Annotated in this window: 17 protein-coding genes; all 17 read right to left on the bottom strand. The window is 41.1% G+C overall.

The features are described from left to right. Positions 1-14 precede the first annotated feature (14 nt). Positions 15-1,091: an FAD:protein FMN transferase gene (locus DESDE_RS06835; RefSeq protein WP_014793313.1), complete on the bottom strand. Its 1,077-nt coding sequence runs from the start codon at positions 1,089-1,091 to the stop codon at positions 15-17. Positions 1,092-1,357: 266 nt separating this feature from the next. After that, the gene (gene hisIE, locus DESDE_RS06830; protein WP_014793312.1) at positions 1,358-2,038 is read right to left on the bottom strand and encodes a bifunctional phosphoribosyl-AMP cyclohydrolase/phosphoribosyl-ATP diphosphatase HisIE; all 681 of its coding nucleotides are present in this window, start codon (positions 2,036-2,038) and stop codon (positions 1,358-1,360) included. A gap of 733 nt (positions 2,039-2,771) precedes the next feature. Then, entirely contained in the window at positions 2,772-3,533 is a 762-nt protein-coding gene (gene hisF, locus DESDE_RS06825; protein WP_014793311.1) for an imidazole glycerol phosphate synthase subunit HisF, read from the bottom strand. Then, positions 3,533-4,303 (bottom strand): 1-(5-phosphoribosyl)-5-[(5-phosphoribosylamino)methylideneamino]imidazole-4-carboxamide isomerase, encoded by a 771-nt coding sequence (hisA, locus tag DESDE_RS06820; RefSeq protein WP_041917230.1) that lies wholly within the window; start codon positions 4,301-4,303, stop codon positions 3,533-3,535. The genes hisF and hisA overlap by 1 nt, the downstream gene beginning before the upstream one ends. Continuing rightward, positions 4,281-4,910, bottom strand: a complete 630-nt coding sequence (hisH, locus tag DESDE_RS06815; RefSeq protein ID WP_014793309.1) for an imidazole glycerol phosphate synthase subunit HisH — start codon at positions 4,908-4,910, stop codon at positions 4,281-4,283. Before hisH ends, hisA begins: the two co-directional genes overlap by 23 nt. A 17-nt stretch (positions 4,911-4,927) precedes the next feature. Next, positions 4,928-5,512 carry an imidazoleglycerol-phosphate dehydratase HisB gene (hisB, locus tag DESDE_RS06810; protein ID WP_014793308.1) on the bottom strand — a complete coding sequence of 195 codons (585 nt, stop codon included), beginning with the start codon at positions 5,510-5,512 and terminating at the stop codon, positions 4,928-4,930. A 355-nt stretch (positions 5,513-5,867) separates the two neighbouring features. Then, positions 5,868-6,950, bottom strand: coding sequence for a histidinol-phosphate transaminase (gene hisC / locus DESDE_RS06805; RefSeq protein WP_014793307.1), 1,083 nt, complete (start codon positions 6,948-6,950; stop codon positions 5,868-5,870). Beyond that, positions 6,944-8,224, bottom strand: a complete 1,281-nt coding sequence (gene hisD / locus DESDE_RS06800) for a histidinol dehydrogenase (protein WP_014793306.1) — start codon at positions 8,222-8,224, stop codon at positions 6,944-6,946. The genes hisC and hisD overlap by 7 nt, the downstream gene beginning before the upstream one ends. 28 nt (positions 8,225-8,252) lie before the next feature. Then, positions 8,253-8,912 (bottom strand): ATP phosphoribosyltransferase, encoded by a 660-nt coding sequence (gene hisG, locus DESDE_RS06795; protein ID WP_014793305.1) that lies wholly within the window; start codon positions 8,910-8,912, stop codon positions 8,253-8,255. A gap of 102 nt (positions 8,913-9,014) precedes the next feature. Further along, positions 9,015-9,197, bottom strand: a complete 183-nt coding sequence (locus tag DESDE_RS20780; protein ID WP_050981816.1) for a hypothetical protein — start codon at positions 9,195-9,197, stop codon at positions 9,015-9,017. A gap of 122 nt (positions 9,198-9,319) precedes the next feature. After that, a complete protein-coding gene (locus tag DESDE_RS06785; protein WP_014793304.1) occupies positions 9,320-9,703 on the bottom strand; it encodes a TIR domain-containing protein in 384 nt (127 codons plus the stop codon). Positions 9,704-9,726: 23 nt separating this feature from the next. Then, a complete protein-coding gene (locus DESDE_RS06780) occupies positions 9,727-10,686 on the bottom strand; it encodes a caspase family protein (protein WP_014793303.1) in 960 nt (319 codons plus the stop codon). A 40-nt stretch (positions 10,687-10,726) separates the two neighbouring features. Continuing rightward, positions 10,727-12,403 carry a toll/interleukin-1 receptor domain-containing protein gene (locus DESDE_RS06775; RefSeq protein WP_014793302.1) on the bottom strand — a complete coding sequence of 559 codons (1,677 nt, stop codon included), beginning with the start codon at positions 12,401-12,403 and terminating at the stop codon, positions 10,727-10,729. Between the two features lie 681 nt (positions 12,404-13,084). Beyond that, positions 13,085-14,206, bottom strand: a complete 1,122-nt coding sequence (locus DESDE_RS06770) for a hypothetical protein (RefSeq protein ID WP_014793301.1) — start codon at positions 14,204-14,206, stop codon at positions 13,085-13,087. Continuing rightward, positions 14,203-14,730 carry a DUF4365 domain-containing protein gene (locus DESDE_RS06765; RefSeq protein ID WP_014793300.1) on the bottom strand — a complete coding sequence of 176 codons (528 nt, stop codon included), beginning with the start codon at positions 14,728-14,730 and terminating at the stop codon, positions 14,203-14,205. The genes DESDE_RS06770 and DESDE_RS06765 overlap by 4 nt, the downstream gene beginning before the upstream one ends. Before the next feature lie 423 nt (positions 14,731-15,153). Continuing rightward, positions 15,154-16,092, bottom strand: coding sequence for a Kiwa anti-phage protein KwaB-like domain-containing protein (locus DESDE_RS06760; protein ID WP_014793299.1), 939 nt, complete (start codon positions 16,090-16,092; stop codon positions 15,154-15,156). Beyond that, on the bottom strand, positions 16,085-17,098 hold the full coding sequence (locus tag DESDE_RS22185) for a hypothetical protein (RefSeq protein ID WP_242831352.1): 1,014 nt from the start codon (positions 17,096-17,098) through the stop codon (positions 16,085-16,087). The genes DESDE_RS06760 and DESDE_RS22185 overlap by 8 nt, the downstream gene beginning before the upstream one ends. Positions 17,099-18,039 lie beyond the last annotated feature (941 nt).

Genomic DNA, 18,039 nt, shown 5'->3' with positions numbered 1-18,039 from the left:
GCAATTAATAGGCCTTATTCTTCGACCAACTCATATTCCTTGCTTTCATCATAGAATTGGAAACTATCCTTAAGTCCATCTGTAATATAGATTTTTTTATCTCTGGTGATAAAAACAGCTTCCACTCCACCATACTTTTCGAGCATCGCCCTACCTTTTTCCAAGCCAAGAATATATACAGCTGTGTCCAAGGCATCGGCCACCAAAGAAGAATCCGTCACCAAGGTGACGCTCATCAAATCCGATTGGGCAGGATAGCCTGTGTGAGGATTAAGAATATGGTGATAACGTACACCGTCTACTTCAAAAAAACGCTGATCGTCCCCGGCAGTCACAACCGCTTTATCCGCTACAGTAATCATACCCACAATCTGATCGTCTTCTTCATTAGCAGGACGGGGGTTACGCACCCCAACAGTCCAAAGGCTGCCATCAGGCTTACTTCCCACAGTAACCACATTACCGCCAAGATTGATGAAGGCGGAAGTAATACCAAGCTTTTTATAGACTTCAACAGCTGCGTCTCCGGCATACCCTTTGGCAATACCACCCAAATCCACCATCTGGCCCGCTTGTTTAAGGTAAGCTGTGTTCCCCTCAATAATCAAATTCTTATAATTGACGAGAGGCAACTGTTCTTTTAATTCCGCTTCAGATGGAATTCGTGCATTATCCGTACCAATTCCCCAACTTTTCACTATAGGACCAACGGTTACATCAAAGGCTCCCCCGCTGAGTTCGGCTATTGTCTTGGACTCTTTCAAAATAAGCAATGTCTCCGGCTGGAGCTCTACACTTTGCTTTCCAGCATATTCATTGAGTTTGTTAACATCTCCCCCTGGAGCATTGAAGGTCAAAAGGTTCTCCAGGCTCCTGATCTTCTCCAGAGCTTCGTCGATTGCTGCCTGTCCATTATCCCCAAAGACCCTTTGACTTATGACCGTACCCATGGCGATATCCGTGCTGTCAAACTTTTTAACTTCTTCCTGTTGTACAGGTTTCCCATTGCACGCAGTTAATAACCCAAGTGTTATCAGGACAATGCCTATAAACGATAGTTTTCTACTTCTTAGTTTTTTTTGGTCAAACAACAACTCCAGCTCCTTTTTTATCTATACCCTCTTTATTGCTTATAGTGACCAATCTAGAATTACCTTAATCTGTTTTAGTGTAATTCTCTACAAATAATACCATACGAATCCTGAGATTAAAATAGCTTATCCTTTAATCACATTTTCTTAACAATTGCATATGGGCGCTATCTACCAATATGATACAAATAAAGGAGGAATTAAGGAAAGAATCCTTATAAAGAAGGTCTCCAAGCCCTCTTTACAAGGATTCAATTTTTGCCTGACTATTTTCTTCGTGAGAGCAGCTCTTGGGCGATATCCTTTAAACTTACTCCCCGTTCTTCCAACATTACCAGCACGTGATAAATGAGGTCTGAGACTTCATAACGAATCTCCTCAGCCGAACTATTTTTAGCAGCAATAATTGTCTCCGCGCTTTCCTCCCCAATCTTTTTGAGGATCTTGTCCAGCCCCTTGTCAAACAGATAGGTTGTATAGGCTCCTTCCGGACGTTCTATATTCCGTGAGTGAATGACCTCTGCCAATAACTCCATAGTCCTTCCTAAGGAAATTAAAGGAACTTCTTTAGGTCGTCCAAGAGTTACATAGTCTCCTCCCTGGATCCCATAATGAAAACAGGAATAAAAATCCTCATGACAGGCTACCCCCTTCTGCTTTACTATCAGCAGAATAGTGTCCCGATCGCAATCAAAACGGTGATCCATAACCTCTTGGGTATTGCCTGAACTTTCCCCTTTCAGCCATAGGGATTGACGGCTTCGACTGAAATACCAAGCCCTTCCCTCCTGAAGAGTAAGTCTGAGTGCTTCTTCATTCATATAAGCCAGCATCAGGACTTCTTTTGTATCCACATCCTGCACGATGGCAGGAATTAAACCCTCGGCATTCCAGCGTATCCCTTGGGGGACCTGAGCCTGTGACTCTTTAGGATTATATGTATTCATTAAATCCCCACCTCTTTGTACATGATTTCTAGTTTTGCCACGGTCATGCCTCTGCCACAGCACCAGCAGGGGGAAAAGCTGCTCGGGTCGCGTAGCTTTACGCACAACGCTCACTCCATAGCTCCGGGGCTGGTCAACTCGCTTTCTTAACAACTGCGCCAAACCCCGCTGTTTTCTGCATGTAAACCAGTGGCTACGCTATGTTAAGAAAGCCTCGTTCACCCCGGCCGCCCCTCCGCTAAATCCGTTTCGCTTTTGTGCGCAAAGCTACGCCTTGCGGGTCTCTTTTATTTTCGCTTGGGGTCTCAGGGCCTTTTGTGAGGACTTTCTGGGGTTAGCTTCAAGGCCTTTTTGGCCCTCGTAGCTTTCTCAGGGTAGCCGACCATGCCGCTTAAGCGGCGTCGGTAAAGACGGAAAAAGCAACTTTGGTCAGGCGACTTGCCCTACATTTCCTACAACACCCTACTCAAACCCGAAAAGCAGCCCAAGGATTTTGCTTTACAAAAGGGAGCTAATTTAAGCGAGCGGAAACAAAACTTCGCGAAAAGCACGCTGCGGAGAAAGGTTGGAAACAGGACGTTTCCAACCGGCTATGAGGCAGGAGCCGATTTAGCCGGGCACCTTTCGGAGCGGAGAGCTTGAGCGTTAGTTTTGTCCGCGCAGCTTATTGAGCGACCGGTGTAAAGCAAAATCCTGGAGAATTAGCTTTCAGGTCCTTTTCAGAATGATCTACCTAAGCCTTCCTCACCGGAATGCCCCGCGCCTCCAGATAAGCTTTAGCCTCTGCAATGCTATACTCCTGATAATGAAAAATCGAAGCTGCCAGAACCGCATCCGCTTCTCCTATCGTTAGTCCTTCAGCCAGATGCTCCAGCGTTCCTGCACCGCCACTGGCAATGACTGGCAGAGAAGTTGCTCTGCTTACGGCACGGGTAAGGTCCAAATCATATCCATTTTTCGTCCCATCCCGATCCATGGACGTCAGCAGTATTTCACCCGCACCTAAGCGCTCCACTTCCTTAACCCACTCCAAAACATCCTTCCCCGTGGGAGTCCGTCCCCCATGGATATAAACCTCCCATGCTCCCGGACGAGTCTGCCGGGCATCGACAGCGACGACGATGCATTGGCTGCCAAAAGCATGGGCTCCCTCTTCGATCAGTCCAGGGGTCTGGACAGCCGATGTATTCAGAGAGACCTTATCTGCCCCAGCCCTTAGCACCTTACGAATGTCCTCAACGGTTCGCAGTCCTCCACCTATGGTAAAAGGAATAAATACTTGTTCCGCCGTTCTGCGGACCAGTTCAACCATGGTTTCCCGGCCTTCAGCTGATGCGGAGATATCGAGAAACACCAATTCATCGGCTCCCTCCTGATCATAAAGAGCCGCCAACTCCACAGGATCTCCGGCATCGCGAAGATTGACAAAATTTGTCCCTTTGACCACGCGACCTTCATGAACATCCAGACAAGGTATAATCCGTTTCCCTAACATCAACCTTCCCCCTTGTGGTCCTTATCTACGGCCTCTCCACTATGACGAACAACCCTAAGGGCATCAGCCAGGGAGAAGGCACCTGTATAGAGTGCCTTGCCCACGATTGCACCCTCAATGGAGGCACCTTTATCTGCCTCCCTTTGGAGTAATATGAGATCTTCCACCCGGGAAATCCCTCCCGAGGCAACCACCTGCAGGCCGCTTAACCGGGCCAATTCAGCCGTGCTTTGAATGTTGGGACCTTGAAGCATCCCGTCACGGGAGATATCCGTAAACACCAGATGCTTCACCCCGATCTCCTTCATTTTCAAAGCCAAATCCAGGGCCCTTATCTCCGTCTTTTCCGCCCAGCCCTGTACCGCTACCAGGCCATCCTTCGCGTCAATTCCCACCACGATGGCTTCCCCAAAGCGTTCCGCTGCTTTTTGTATCAGTTCGGGATGGCGCACAGCCACTGTACCGAGGATGACCCTTTCAACCCCTAACTCCAGGAGCTCCTCTATTCTCTCAAGCGTTCGAATTCCTCCTCCCACCTGTACCCGCAGCCCGGAGGATTGAATAAGCTTAAGTATCACAGCATCATTTATAGGTTTGCCGGCGAAGGCACCGTCCAAATCCACAACGTGGAGAGAATCAGCTCCCTGAGCCTTAAAATTCCGAGCCACTTCTAGCGGCTGATCCCCATATACGGTAGCATCCTCCATCCTCCCCTGGAGCAGGCGGACAGCTTTCCCCTCTTTAAGATCAATGGCCGGAAATAGTCGCATCCTCATTCACCCACTTTCCGAAGTTCTCCAATAATTTAAGCCCCCAAGGACTGGATTTCTCAGGGTGGAATTGTGCCCCCCAAACCGTATCTCTTCCCACGAGAGCGGGAAAAGGTACTCCATAGTCACTCGTCCCCGCGAGAATCTCCTGCTCTTCACTCAAAACATAATAAGAATGAACAAAATAAAAAAAGGGTTCGTCCGGAATCCCCTGAAGAAGGCGGCAAGGCTTTTCCTGATGAAGTGTATTCCATCCCATATGAGGAACCTTTCGCCCCACAGGGAACCTCACTACTCTCCCGGGGAGCAATCCTAATCCCTTATGTTCCCCATGCTCTTCCCCAACCTCAAAAAGCACTTGCATACCGAGACAAATCCCCAAAAAGGGCTTTCCTGAACAGGCATAGCGAATTAAAGGCTCAATCCATCCTTTTTCTTCAAGAGCCGCCATGGCATCGGCAAATGCGCCCACTCCCGGCAGAATGATACCTTTCGTATCCATCAGTTCATCTGGAGATTCCAGAACCTTAGCCGAATATCCTAATTTTAAGAGAGCCTTTTCTACACTGCGCAAATTTCCACGGCCATAATCGATAATTCCTATCATAGAGAAAAAAGACCTCCTTAAAGCACTCCCTTTGTCGACAAAACTCCTTGGAACCGGGGATTCTCACGAAGAGCCAAGCCTAGTGCACGACCGAAGCCTTTGAAGATCGCCTCCAGAATATGATGGCGATTCTTGCCGGAGAACAGTCGAATATGCAAGGTTATCCCTGCCTGGACGGACACCGCCCGAAAAAACTCCTCCGCCATTTCCACAGGGAATTCTCCCACCATCCCATCGGGGCAATCCACATCCCAGACCAGATAGGGACGATTGGAGATATCCAAAGCAATCTGAACCAGTGCTTCATCCATGGGAAGAAGAGTATCTCCAATCCGCTCAATTCCACGACGCTCTCCTAAGGCTTCTCGTATTGCCTGCCCGAAAACGATACCACAGTCTTCTATAGTATGATGAGGATCCACCTGCAAATCCCCTTGGGCAGCTATTTCCAGGTCAAGATAGCCAAACCGGGCCAGGGCCTCAAGCATATGATCAAAGAAGCCGATACCCGTATTGACCTGAGCTTCTCCGGCTCCATCAAGGTTTAACTTAACCAGAATTTTGGTTTCTTTGGTCTGACGTTCAATTCGTGCTTCACGCATTTCAAAAACCTCACTTACAAGGTGTTATCCTAATTATTGCGATGACTGAAAAATCGTTTACTCGAGTCGAGTAGCTTCATGCACAACGCACCTTCGGGCGTGATCTCCTGAAACCTTCCGCTGGAAGGTTTCTTGATCGGAGACTCACGTTCTCCATAGCTCCAGGGCTGATCAACTCGCTTTATTTAACAGCTACGCCAAACCCCGCTGTTTTCTGCATGTGAACCGTGGCTTCGCTACGTTAAGAAAGCCTCGTTGACCCGACCGCCCCTCCGCTAAATCCGTTCCGCTTTTGTGCATAAAGCTACGCTTGTAGGTCTTTTTTAGATATAGAATTAGTTGTTAGTAGGATCATTTATTTTAGAATCTCCCGAAGTGCTTTCATAAGTCTCTCATTATCTTCAGGCAAACCGACGCTAAACCGCAAGGCCTTGCCCACCAACGGCAGATTCCCCATATTGCGGATCAGAAACCCCTTCTCGATCAATTCCTGATAGACCCGGTCCGGATCCTCGGGCTGAAAAAGAACGAAATTAGCCCGGGTTGCAAAAACCTTTACCGAAGCAAAAGCGGTCAGTGCCTCAACGATCTTCTCCAGCTCAGCTCTCAGAGTCCGACCTTGCTCAGCAAAGTCCTCAACATAATTCAGAGCAATGGCTCCCGCCTTTTGACTAAAGCTATTCACATTAAAAGGTTGACGAGCCCGGTTCAATGCTTCGATCATTGAGGGTTGCCCCAGAAGGTAACCCAACCTGAGAGCAGCCATGGCAAACAGCTTGGAAAAGGTCTTCATCACTAAGAGATTGGGGCAGTGAGGAATCTGATCCACGACACTCTCCCCGGAAAATTCTCCGTAGGCTTCATCCACAACGACGATCTTCCCTGATTCTGCCACAATCCTGAATATCTCTTCCCGAGGGAATAGGGTTCCCGTTGGATTATTGGGATTGCAGAGTACAATCATATGTACCTGAGACTGGGCCGCTGCCTTAAGTATCCCTTCCACATCCAGACGGAAATCCCGCCCATCTTCTGTGAGGAGAAGAGGAACTTCAAGAACATTAGTTCCGGTCACCCTGGCCGCTGCTCCATACATACTAAATGTGGGCGGATGAACAACGACGGCCCGATTCTCTCCTCCAAAAGTCGTCATGAGCAGCTGGATCAGCTCGTCAGAGCCATTTCCCGTTAATATTCCCTCACCAGGTACTCCTGTATAACCGGAAAGGGCTTGCTTGAGTTCTTGAGCTCCTCCATCAGGGTAGCGATTAAAGGCAATGGATGAACCCAATAATCGCTCAATCATTCCTTGAGGCCAAGACAAAGGATTTTCATTGGCGTCCAAGCGTACACAGTCGGGGATGGACTTGCTTTCATAGGCTTTTAATGCTCGTATGGATGGTCGGATCCATTCTTCAAGGTTCATTTTATCTACCATAGCTTTCTTGCCTCCACTGCCCGGGCATGGGCCTCAAGTCCTTCTTTACGAGCTAAATGAGTAATGTGCCGACCGTCACGCCGCAAAGCTTTTTCCGAATAACTTATGACACTGACCTTCTTAGTAAAGGTATCCACGTTTAAAGGAGAATAAAAACGGGCAGTACCTCCCGTAGGTAATACATGATTGGGACCGGCAAAATAATCCCCTACGGGTTCCGGCGAGAAGCGTCCCAGGAAAACAGCCCCAGCATTTCTCACCCGACCCAACCAACTATAGGGCTCCTTAACCACCAGCTCAAAGTGTTCGGGAGCAATTTGGTTGGCCAAGTCCATTCCCTCTTCCAGATCCTGAACCAAAATCGCTGCCCCATAGGCCTCCCAAGAGGCTCGGGCGATCTCCTGCCGTTGAAGCAGATTTAATTGCCGTTCCACTTCCACCACTGTCTCCTCCAGCAATTTCCGATCAGGAGAGACTAAAATGGACGAAGCTAACGGGTCATGTTCGGCTTGGGAAAGAAGATCGGCGGCAAGCTCTTCCGGTTTTGCGGACTCATCGGCTAAAATCAATATCTCACTGGGGCCGGCCAGCATATCAATATCCACGGTACCAAAGACCTGCTTTTTCGCCAGGGTGACGTAGATGTTTCCGGGGCCGGTAATTTTATCCACAGGGGAGATTCCCTCAGTGCCAAAGGCTAAAGCTGCGATGGCTTGAGCCCCTCCTACCTTATAGATTTCGGTGACTCCGGCTTCCGCAGCAGCTACCAGGACTTCAGGCAATAAGGTTCCATCCTTTCGCGGAGGACTGACCATAACGATCTCTTCGACCCCTGCTACCACAGCAGGTACTGCATTCATCAGCACTGAAGAGGGATAAGCGGCGGTTCCTCCCGGAACATAGATACCAACCCGTTTAAGTGGAAGTAAAAGCTGCCCTAAGACACTTCCATCCTCTTTGGCATCCAGCCATGAAGTACGCTTTTGTTTTTCGTGATAAGAAGTAATATTTTCTTTGGCAAGTCGCAGGGCTTCCAGGAATTCCTCATCCACCTGGGCGTATGCCCTGGTCAACTCTTCTTTTTGGACGCGAAGCCCTGAACCGCGGAGATCCACCCCATCGAATTTCTCCGTTAAAGCATAGAGAGCAAGATCCCCTTCCTTCTTAATTTCAGAAAGAATCTCGGCTACCTTATCTTCCAGCAATTGATCATTGCCATAAGACTTGCGCGTTAGAGTAGTCAAATCCAATTCCTTAAGGGTCTTAATCTCCATGTCTCTTCCCTCCATCTTAATGAGCTTTCTAAAGAATCTGACGAAGCTTCTCAGTCAGCTCATTAATGCGTTCATATTTCATACGATAAGCGACGCGATTCGCAATTAATCTCGTCGTAGCTTCGAGAATGGGAGCGACTTCAACCAGCTTATTTTGCCGTAGTGTGGTTCCAGTGGAAACAATGTCCACAATCATCTCCGAGAGTCCTACCCGAGGGGCCAGTTCGATATTTCCATGAAGCTTGATGGGAAGAACCTGCATACCCTGCTTGCGAAAAAATTCTTCAGCTACCCGGGGGAACTTGGTCGCCACCCTTTGATGGTTTAACTCACTCAGATCAAATTTTCCGTCCGGTAAGCGGGGAGAAACCTTTTCTTCCGGCATGGCTACAACAAAGCGGCAATAGCCAAAGCCAAGATCCAAAAGCTCCACGACATCTTTATTTTCTTCCAAGAGTGTATCCTTACCTACAAAGCCTACATCCGCCGCCCCATATTCCACAAAAGTCGGAATATCCGTAGGGCGGCAAATAATGATCTGTGCCTGAGCTTTTTCTAAAGGAAAGACCAATTTCCTCGACTCTTCGCTGACCTCTTGACATTCGATTCCTATCTTTGTCAGAACCTCTAGAGAGTCTGTCAATAATTTTCCTTTAGGAAGAGCGATGGTTAAGAAATTCCGAGCCAACCTCCCTCAACTCCTCTTTACTCATTTCATCACTTTAACTAATTAAAGTGTTAGCGCGTTATGTTTATTATAGCAATCTCATTTTTCCCTGGCAATAGTTTTTTAATATTTTATGGCTTCTGGCAAATCTTCTGCCTTTTCCACCCATAGCTTCGGATCTGCCCGAAGTAACAACATGTCCCGGAACACGACAACGTTGTCGCGTTCCGGGACATGTTGATTATTCAGCCTCACGGTTTTCATCTTGAATGACCACGGCTTTGCTCCCAGGATACGGCTCTCCATTTATGAATTCCGCCTCTCCCTCTTGCCTTGAGGAGACAAAAATGATGTCGTGAGAACCTATTGAGGCCTTGGCGGATATTTAATAAACTTTCAATACAACTAATAAATTGTGGTTGCATCATTCAGATATTCTGGCTAATCCATGCTTCCAATGAATCCTTTCTTTTCGCAACAACAGGTACACCTAAACTTGAAATACTACTACTTGTGCTTTCCGTAATTTTAACTGCTACTACTGGCTTTCCTATACTAATTGCAAATTTAATTTCATCAAGGGCCATTCCAGAATTATTGGCCGATCGATTTGAGCAAATAACAACACTAGCGTATTTAATTTGCTTCTGAATCTGTGGATCAACATTGAATCTCCTATCAATACTATCAAATGGCGAACTACTTGGCACAGAATAATCTCTAATACTGAATTTTGTACGATCCAATATCGCACTAATATCAGCAAAATCATTATTGTTCCAGCGATGTGGAATAAACACATTAACTTTCATTTTCTATCTCCTCCTATATTAGCTTAGAATCTAGTATCTCTGGACAATTTCCAATAGTGAAGTCCAAGCGCTGTCAATTTACAGGACTTACTCTTTATTGCAGCAAAATACATATGTTCTTCATCTACCGGCTCTACAAGTCCTACACTTTCAAATAACTGAAGTTCTTTAAATACATTTACATTTTCTTGTTTTGCGTAAGGTTCTACAACTTCATGTTCATATTCCAGACTATTTGTAAATTCAAATGAAGGATCAAGTTTGAATTCATCACTCGGCGAAACAAAATACTGACCTAATTTACGCAGAATACTTTTAGGGACTCTTGGTTCTATGTCACGGACTGAAACAAAATGTGAAATATTAGTTTTGAAAACCGGACGTTGTTGCCAAGCACCTAGAGATTGATCTATGAACGCATATATTCCCGCCGGTGTAATCTTTCCTGTTATATCTGCAGCACTGCCTCTTAACCCCTGTAAAAATAAGCTCGTGAAAAGGCCTTGTCCATTACTTTCCATCGCTACTTCGTCTCTTGAGCTAGCTGTCATAATTGTAACACCTTCACCAAGTGTAGATTCATTACTTTGCATAACTGGTGATTCACCAAATTTCCCAGAAAAACAGCAGTCTAGAATTATTATCTTATTCTTACATTTTGATTTATTTGCATACCCTAGAACCTCACTCATAAGTACGCCCAAGTCTTTACCTTTATAATCCGGTGTTACAATATGGCCGTACTCACTTCCATGTCCCGAAAAGTATAACAAAGAAGCACCTGCATCGCCACTAAATAATCCATCTATCATCTCTAATAATTCGGCTTTTGTTTTAACGTTAAGCTTTAGCGAAACGTCAAAATTTGGTGCACCATCGCCATTTGTTTTTAAGAGCTCTGCAACTGCACTAGCATCGTTTACGCATCCATGTAACCGTGCATCTGGATACTCATCGATACCTATTATCAATGCTTTTTTCATATTACTTCCTCTCTTTAAAAAAATATTTTATAGTTACTATTTAATATTTTTTATCTTTATATTTTTCTAACATTTCCACTTTGTGCATTTTTTCAATTAAACTATTTGAAATTCTTATAATGTAGCTCATTTCAAAATCATTTAACTTATATCTACTAAGGTCATCAGTAAATACCTTTATACATCTTAGGATATCATCTGCTAGGGAACAATTATTATGATTCTTTTCAATCTTGCTGATAAACTTATCATTATACAAATTTTCTATTACTGACTCAGAAATTTCAAATGGTTCTCTTTGTAGATTTATTCCACTTAATCCCAACTTAGATATAATATAATTGAAGTCCTCTTTGGGGTATTGTTTTCTTAAGCAAAAACATAATGCATTTCTTAATATAATAATTTCATCATAATTGACATACGCCTTTGAACACATATAGAAATATTGCATTTGTGAAAACACATCTTCTTCACTCTTACAGAAGTCTCTATAGATGACATCATTGACTATTAAATTTTTCTTTAAACAGACAAAGGGTATAAATTCCTCTTTTAACCAATTATATGCTTTACGAATCCCCCATGATTTTCGTTCTGAAATTTCTATTTGAGAAAATCCTATAATATCGCGAACACTTACGTAGATATCTACTATATCATTATTAATGTCTTCATTCTTCTTGACTCTATATATAGCATGTTCTCCACTATTGTATCTTTTATTATATGAAATTATTGGTGAAAACACATGAATATAATAATTATTACGTTGAAAAATATTCCATTCTGTTTTCCCATTATCCCAATCAAATTGATTAGCAACACTAATTAACATATTCCAATAACTTCTTTGTACACTTAATAATTTATAGGAATACGACTCATCTAAGAGTTCAAATTTATCAACTTCGAACAATGCTTCATAGTTAATTACTCGTTTAAGGTATTCGTTTACACCTTGTTCTATTTTAATTAAGACTTCTGTATATTGGTTTTGTCTTATTGGTAGAGCAAAATACTCAGTGCTTAATACTTTAGTATCTGAAGTGTCTTCAGTTTTGCAAGTATTGTTTTTTGAAACCATTATAAATAGAGATAATACCTGATTTTGTTCTAAATAGAGACTTGCTTCACCATATTGAACAACGGCACTAACTTGAGGCGGATTATCCTGGTAGTTAAATAATATATCTATATTCTCAATCAAATTAGATATTGGGTGCTCTCTTGTGATTAACGGAATATCGGTTTTTACTTTTTCAGAATGGATTATATTCCTAATTTTCTGTAATTCTTCCTTGTATAAATTTTCATTCGACATGTCGTAATAAGTTAATCCTGAAATATTATCTGGTAAATTACTCTCTTTCTTCTTCATAATTATTGGAATAAGTGACTTGCTATTATTATGTTTCCTTTTTATAATATAGTCGTTTTCAATTTCCACCCAACTCCTTTTTCTATTTCCATTTCCATCATTTTTAATATTTGATTTGTTTATGTATGAAGGAGTTATGACAATAATAATAAAATCTGCATCATTCATATTATCTGATATGAAACGATCTATGTTAATCGTCCCTTTATCTAATTCATCTTGATCAAAAATTATCTCTAAACCTTCATTGCTTAAGTCATTTTTTAAGCGGATTATCCATTTTTTATTCTCTTTCTCTTCCCAACTATAACTAAAATATATTTTCTTTTTTGGCATACCGCAACATCCCATCTTGAAGTTATTCTCACAAATTTAGACTAATAGATTTGATAATTTACTGCTGCCTAATCTAATTAAACATTCTCATTCTCATTAGGCGTTTTCTCCCCCTCGATACGTATAACAATATCATATTTATATTTTACTATTATGAGAATATTTTAACAACAATTTTTGAACTACTATTTGGAAATATTGCCATCTATGCACCAATTCTAATTTGAATCGTGCATACTATTTTATTTTCTTCTCGAAACAACAGATTGAACATTCATAAAATCTAAATTTGAATTATCCATTCCGCATTATTTTTTCCTTTTACGACTAGATATTTTTGATAAACAATTGATCCGCTCAATCCTCTCCCTCAACAAAAAAGGACATGAAGCATCTACTCTCATATCCTTAATCCTCGCGTTATTGTCTAGTCATTAATTTCAGCTATTTTTTCGATGCAACAGGACTATGGTCTCCACGTGCCTTGAGGATACAAGAAAGATGTCATGAGGACCTACTGGCTCCTTGGCGGAAGGATTGTCTACGTATAAACTACGGCATATGGCTGCCACACTCATATGTAAACATAGACACGCTACAATTTCATCTCAACCTTAAGAAGCCGTCGATAAGTGTCAAAAACTTGAACCTTGTTAGGGCCTTGACGGCAGGGTATCATACTTATATGATTTTGAAGTATTTTATTTTGCTTAATACCCATGTTCTATTACTCATGTCAAGTTCCCCAGAAACTTCAACTTCTAAATCATCTCGATATGCGTCACAAGCAATTCGATGCTCTTCATCAGGCAATTCCATAAATATAACCCGGTATTTACCGTTATAATTTGTAAGTAGCCGTATTGTCTTTTCAGTCGTTTCTTCTACATCCTTTTTTGAAAGAGATTTGACTACCCCTGTTAGAATGACATCGTCATAAAGCACTTTATCACGATAAATCTTAGCTAATTCATCAATAGTCCAAAAGTGATGATTTCCAATATCAATACTTTTGCTCTCATCTTTTCCTATCGTTAATAATGAAGCATACTTTAAAGTCGCATTAATTTCTGCCTCACCATTTTCTGGCTTCATCTTCAATAGAGCATCACACATATTGGCAGTAATTCCTGTTTTATATGCGGTTTCTGCAACATCACTGATCACTTGTTGGCGCTCAACAATATCGTTTACTTGTTCAATAGCTGTAAAAATACGTTCAACAATTTTATGTTCAAACGGTATAGGTGGCGTACAGCCTTCAAGCACAAGTTGTTCTTCAACATCGTCAACAACTTGTATATCTACATTTATAACAAAGCTCCCAACATCTGTTTGAGCTAGTTTAAAATTCTGTAAGTAATCTTTTGCAAAATTAGTAGCACGAAAACAAATAGGCTGCGCATTTTGCTCAGCACAAGCAGAGTATAATATCAATTCTGTTATTCCCTCAATGCACTCGGATGCATATTTTAAAGGCATTTTGCCATCCTCAGTAAGACTAGAAATAATTCTGAACTCCATTTTATCAAAATAAACATTAGATATTTCTTTAATAATCTCACCAATACTTTTATTTTGTATAAGAGATATTGTTTGTAATGCACTCTCTAGTGTAAAATAAAAATCTTGAAATTTATCACTAGCAGATATGGCAATTCGCTTATTCAGGGGCTTATAAATAAAACTCAACAAATTTGGGTTCTTAAATTGATAGTCTCTATCCCAGCCTTTCAATAGTAAATATCGCTCGATAGAGGTAGTACTTATTCCATGAAACATTCTTTTTGTGTCTTCATTCATAGAATATCCCCTCCTTTTACGAGTTTTATCAATCTTTTTAGTTCTTCAGAAGTAAACAATTGTCTTTCAGGTATCTCAATTCTAACTTTTGTTCTATTACTTTCATGCGGTTTTCCGCGTAATGAGCACCACCATGCACATCTATGTAATACCGCACCATCATCATTGATTTCTAACCACTTATCTCGTTCTTTTGGTAAAGAATAGATAATCAAAATTCTTTGAGTACCAATATCAGTGCGAATTAAGTCGAGATAATTTTTCATTTCTAGATCATAGTATACCGTCCCACTTCTGGCCACAATATTTACTGTTGCTTTGAGTTGAAATTCTATGCCATATCCGGTTTCACTATACCGACAACGATCTTTATTATCACGATAAACATCAACATCCGAAAATTTTCCATCTAGCCCATAGTCCATATTTCCGTAATCCCTGAAAATCATCCCTGCGTTAGCGGCAATTGCATTCGCATATGCTTTGCTTAATTGCTCCTTTATATGTTGCTCTGTCATATACATGCTTTTCCCCCGCCAATCATTAGTATTTTATATATAGGGAAATATAAGCCCCTCCTTAACTAGATCAATCAGCTTTCTTCTACCTTTTGGTAGATCATTAAAAACAAAACTTCATCCCGCTAATAGTTTTTCAAGTGCTTCCATGGCAGACCCTTTTCCGCTTTGTTAGCACCAGCAAATAAAGTAGTCTTCTTTCTGACTCAATACGGCACTGCCACAACTTTCGAAAATTCTGAATATACATAGACGAAATTTTCACATCGACCTCAGCTTAAAAAACTAATTAATATCTATTTCTTTTATTGAAGCCGGCTTTGCAGTATTGCTATTCGTATTATCTATGTTAAGAGAAGTTCATGGCGTAAACACAACAAATGATTTGAAGTAACCTATATTTTACGAGCAGCATTTTTAAATTTTCTATTATCCAAAAACATTGTCGTTTATAACAGAGTTAACTTCAATGAGATTATCTGTTTCCTTATCTTGAAAGATTTTATAGCACAGATATTTAATAAGCTGATTGGCTTGCTCCTGATTAACAATAATTAAATCATTAGATTCAGTGGTGTTAATTCTCAACCTTTCTGCAATTTCAATTCGTCCTTCCGATGTCTGAAGTTTGTTCATTCGCTGTTGTTTTAAGGTTAAAAATGTTTTAGGTGACGTATAACTCTTCATAAAGCCACGCACTTTTTCTGCATCCTGAAATACGTTTGTGCCCATTATGCTTTCAACTGCCTGCATTTTCAACCTATGCAATGTTTTTTCAAGATTGAACATTCCTTCAAAACTATGGTTGAATGAATATAAAGTATCTGCAATCACAAAAAAGTCGGCATTTAAATATAAGCGACATAATTCATCTGTGAGTTGCTCTAATTCGCCATTTACTGTATGTTTGAACACCTTTGAATTCTTTTTATCCAAAGAAATAATTGGATTTCCTGCCTTCACTATAGTGATCTGTGGCAGTTCTTCAGCTGTTGGCTGTCCATCAAGAATATACCCCTGATATTTTCCGGTGATTTGTTCTCTTGGCGCACCGACAACTGAACCAACAAGCTCACTCCATTGTTCTTCAATTAAATCGTTATGAATATCCAATTTATCGCATGAAGTCTTGCTATTTTCACCGTTGTAATCCTGCACAGATTCCAATGGTTCGATTTGATATTGTATTACCAAATCAAGCAAAGCAGATATGTAATCCGATAAATATGTAGCATTTCTAAATGTGTGTTTGTAGACATAGTAAGGATTACCTCTAAACCGATGATTGATTTTAAGAAAATACAAATTCCATGAGTATGAACCACCATTAACATTCCGAAATGTATTTAAAAGAAATTCTTTACTCATTTGCACTATCTCCTATTTCAATGTATATATAGTTTTCAAAATCGAAATAGCTTATCTCGTGTGGAACTGTCTGCGCTAAATTATTTTTACTGATAATCAAGCAATCTGTATACAGATGCTTACTATTCATAACACCACACTCTATATCGCATTCATACATTCGATATCCCTTAAATTCAAGGAGAATATTAGTATAAACGTTGCTGTTTCTAACGCATAAGAAACTTAACACAGAAAAGTAAATTGAAAATAGTACAATGCTTTTTAAATTACTGAAATCAAACGCTATCATTGGGAGGATATACGCCAATAAAAATTCAGCGGTTAATTTATTTGCTCTTTTAGCTCTTTTTATAGTGCCACGCTCTGGGTTTGCAGCCCTTTCCTGTTCACTGATTATCTTGTTTATTTGGTGAATACTGATAATTATATAGATAATCAGTAGTATAACCGTGATTGCTTCTATCTTTATTTTCCATAAGAATTCACTAATTACACACAGCCAGTGCATTCCTGCAAGTTCCAGGGAAACAAGGTATAGTACTGCATGATTTCCGATACTCCAAAAGTCGCTTAAAATAATCGAACACCACAAGGGAAGAAATGACGTGAAGAACATATTCCACTTAAATAGCCTTCCCATAATACCTCCTATTGCGCCTTCTTCAACATCTTTTGATAAAATCGCATGAAGACCTATGTTTATTATAAACAATACTTTATGACCAGAGAATGAGAATTTTCTTATATTATGCCATATTCTGGACAGAAATGACAGATGATTTAGCGAACATTTCAACACGTTCATTATTGCCCTCACCGCCCCTGACAATCCTTTCATATTGTTAAACTTTGATATTAATACACAATTTATCTTCATAGCAAATTGAAATATTCTCTTCAAAAACCAGTATATTTTCAATGGTATTCCTGATAAAAGCTTCCTCATAAATACCATGTTCGCAAACCATTTCACCAAGACACCCTTGAGCCACATTTCATCCAATGTAGGGGAATTAGAACATGTCACTGTTCTTTTCCTCCATCCTCATAGCAGATCTCCAAACCACCTTGCCCCTTTCTGTTCTTCTCCAATAAGATGCTCAGCAATCACACACACGAGCAAATCCCCCAAAAGATATTTTCGTTGTATTTGCTTCCACTGGGTTCTACTGTGCCATCCTCTTTATAAACTAATCTTCTACGCCTTGCCATTTCTTCCTGAACTTTATTAAACACTTCAGCAGAAACAATCGCCGGATGGCTGTCTTTTACGTAATACCGATAGCGTTATCCAATAATTTTGCTTTTCTTTCCGGTCATAAAGTCCTCGGTAAAAATCTTTTGTAACAGCGTATCACCCTTGTACTTTTCGTTCTTCAACATCTTCTAAATCGTTTTCGTATCTCAAACCTCTTTGCCGGTTACAGTTTTAATCCCCTGGGACTCCAAAAGAAAAGACGTGAAAGCATCATCCTTTCACGTCAAAGCATATTTCAACAACAATCCTGCGATCCCGCTTATAGCAAGCGTTTTGACGTTACAGCAGGATTATGGTCTCAACGATCACCGTTATATTGTTGAAGAATGATCAATTTAAACCCCCAATTCTCAATTGACGTATGGCCGGCTTACCAAACCTTCTTGGTACAAGACTATAAGCTGATTCCTCTAATAAAATCAAACCTAAGCTAATTAATCAAAGAAGATGGCTCCATCGGAAAAATCCCTGAATTGGATTTTAATTTTATAGTAGCTGAACGGGAACAATGCAAAAAGAATTTCGATCCGACCTGCTGCTTTCAGTGTCTTACATTCCTTAGTTTCTGATCAACCGTTAACGTAATAGCCAATATTAAGTAGCCTATAGAAACCGGCAGAAAAAACCTGAATAGCCTAATAAACATGTCCCCAAACACGACAACGTTGTCGCATTTGAGGACAAAC

The organism is Desulfitobacterium dehalogenans ATCC 51507, assembly GCF_000243155.2.
Taxonomy (GTDB): domain Bacteria; phylum Bacillota; class Desulfitobacteriia; order Desulfitobacteriales; family Desulfitobacteriaceae; genus Desulfitobacterium; species Desulfitobacterium dehalogenans.
This window is presented reverse-complemented; position numbering and strand designations above follow the sequence as displayed.

What these genes read in the sequence shown, in the direction of transcription:
- DESDE_RS06770 (WP_014793301.1), bottom strand. Translation starts at nt 14,206, where the DNA reads ATGAATGAAGACACAAAAAGAATGTTTCATGGAATAAGTACTACCTCT.
- DESDE_RS06780 (WP_014793303.1), bottom strand. Translation starts at nt 10,686, where the DNA reads ATGAAAAAAGCATTGATAATAGGTATCGATGAGTATCCAGATGCACGG.
- DESDE_RS06785 (WP_014793304.1), bottom strand. Translation starts at nt 9,703, where the DNA reads ATGAAAGTTAATGTGTTTATTCCACATCGCTGGAACAATAATGATTTT.
- hisF (WP_014793311.1), bottom strand. Translation starts at nt 3,533, where the DNA reads ATGTTAGGGAAACGGATTATACCTTGTCTGGATGTTCATGAAGGTCGC.
- hisA (WP_041917230.1), bottom strand. Translation starts at nt 4,303, where the DNA reads ATGCGACTATTTCCGGCCATTGATCTTAAAGAGGGGAAAGCTGTCCGC.
- hisH (WP_014793309.1), bottom strand. Translation starts at nt 4,910, where the DNA reads ATGATAGGAATTATCGATTATGGCCGTGGAAATTTGCGCAGTGTAGAA.
- hisIE (WP_014793312.1), bottom strand. Translation starts at nt 2,038, where the DNA reads ATGAATACATATAATCCTAAAGAGTCACAGGCTCAGGTCCCCCAAGGG.
- DESDE_RS06765 (WP_014793300.1), bottom strand. Translation starts at nt 14,730, where the DNA reads ATGTATATGACAGAGCAACATATAAAGGAGCAATTAAGCAAAGCATAT.
- hisC (WP_014793307.1), bottom strand. Translation starts at nt 6,950, where the DNA reads ATGGTAGATAAAATGAACCTTGAAGAATGGATCCGACCATCCATACGA.
- DESDE_RS20780 (WP_050981816.1), bottom strand. Translation starts at nt 9,197, where the DNA reads ATGGAGAGCCGTATCCTGGGAGCAAAGCCGTGGTCATTCAAGATGAAA.
- hisD (WP_014793306.1), bottom strand. Translation starts at nt 8,224, where the DNA reads ATGGAGATTAAGACCCTTAAGGAATTGGATTTGACTACTCTAACGCGC.
- hisB (WP_014793308.1), bottom strand. Translation starts at nt 5,512, where the DNA reads ATGCGTGAAGCACGAATTGAACGTCAGACCAAAGAAACCAAAATTCTG.
- DESDE_RS06775 (WP_014793302.1), bottom strand. Translation starts at nt 12,403, where the DNA reads ATGCCAAAAAAGAAAATATATTTTAGTTATAGTTGGGAAGAGAAAGAG.
- DESDE_RS06760 (WP_014793299.1), bottom strand. Translation starts at nt 16,092, where the DNA reads ATGAGTAAAGAATTTCTTTTAAATACATTTCGGAATGTTAATGGTGGT.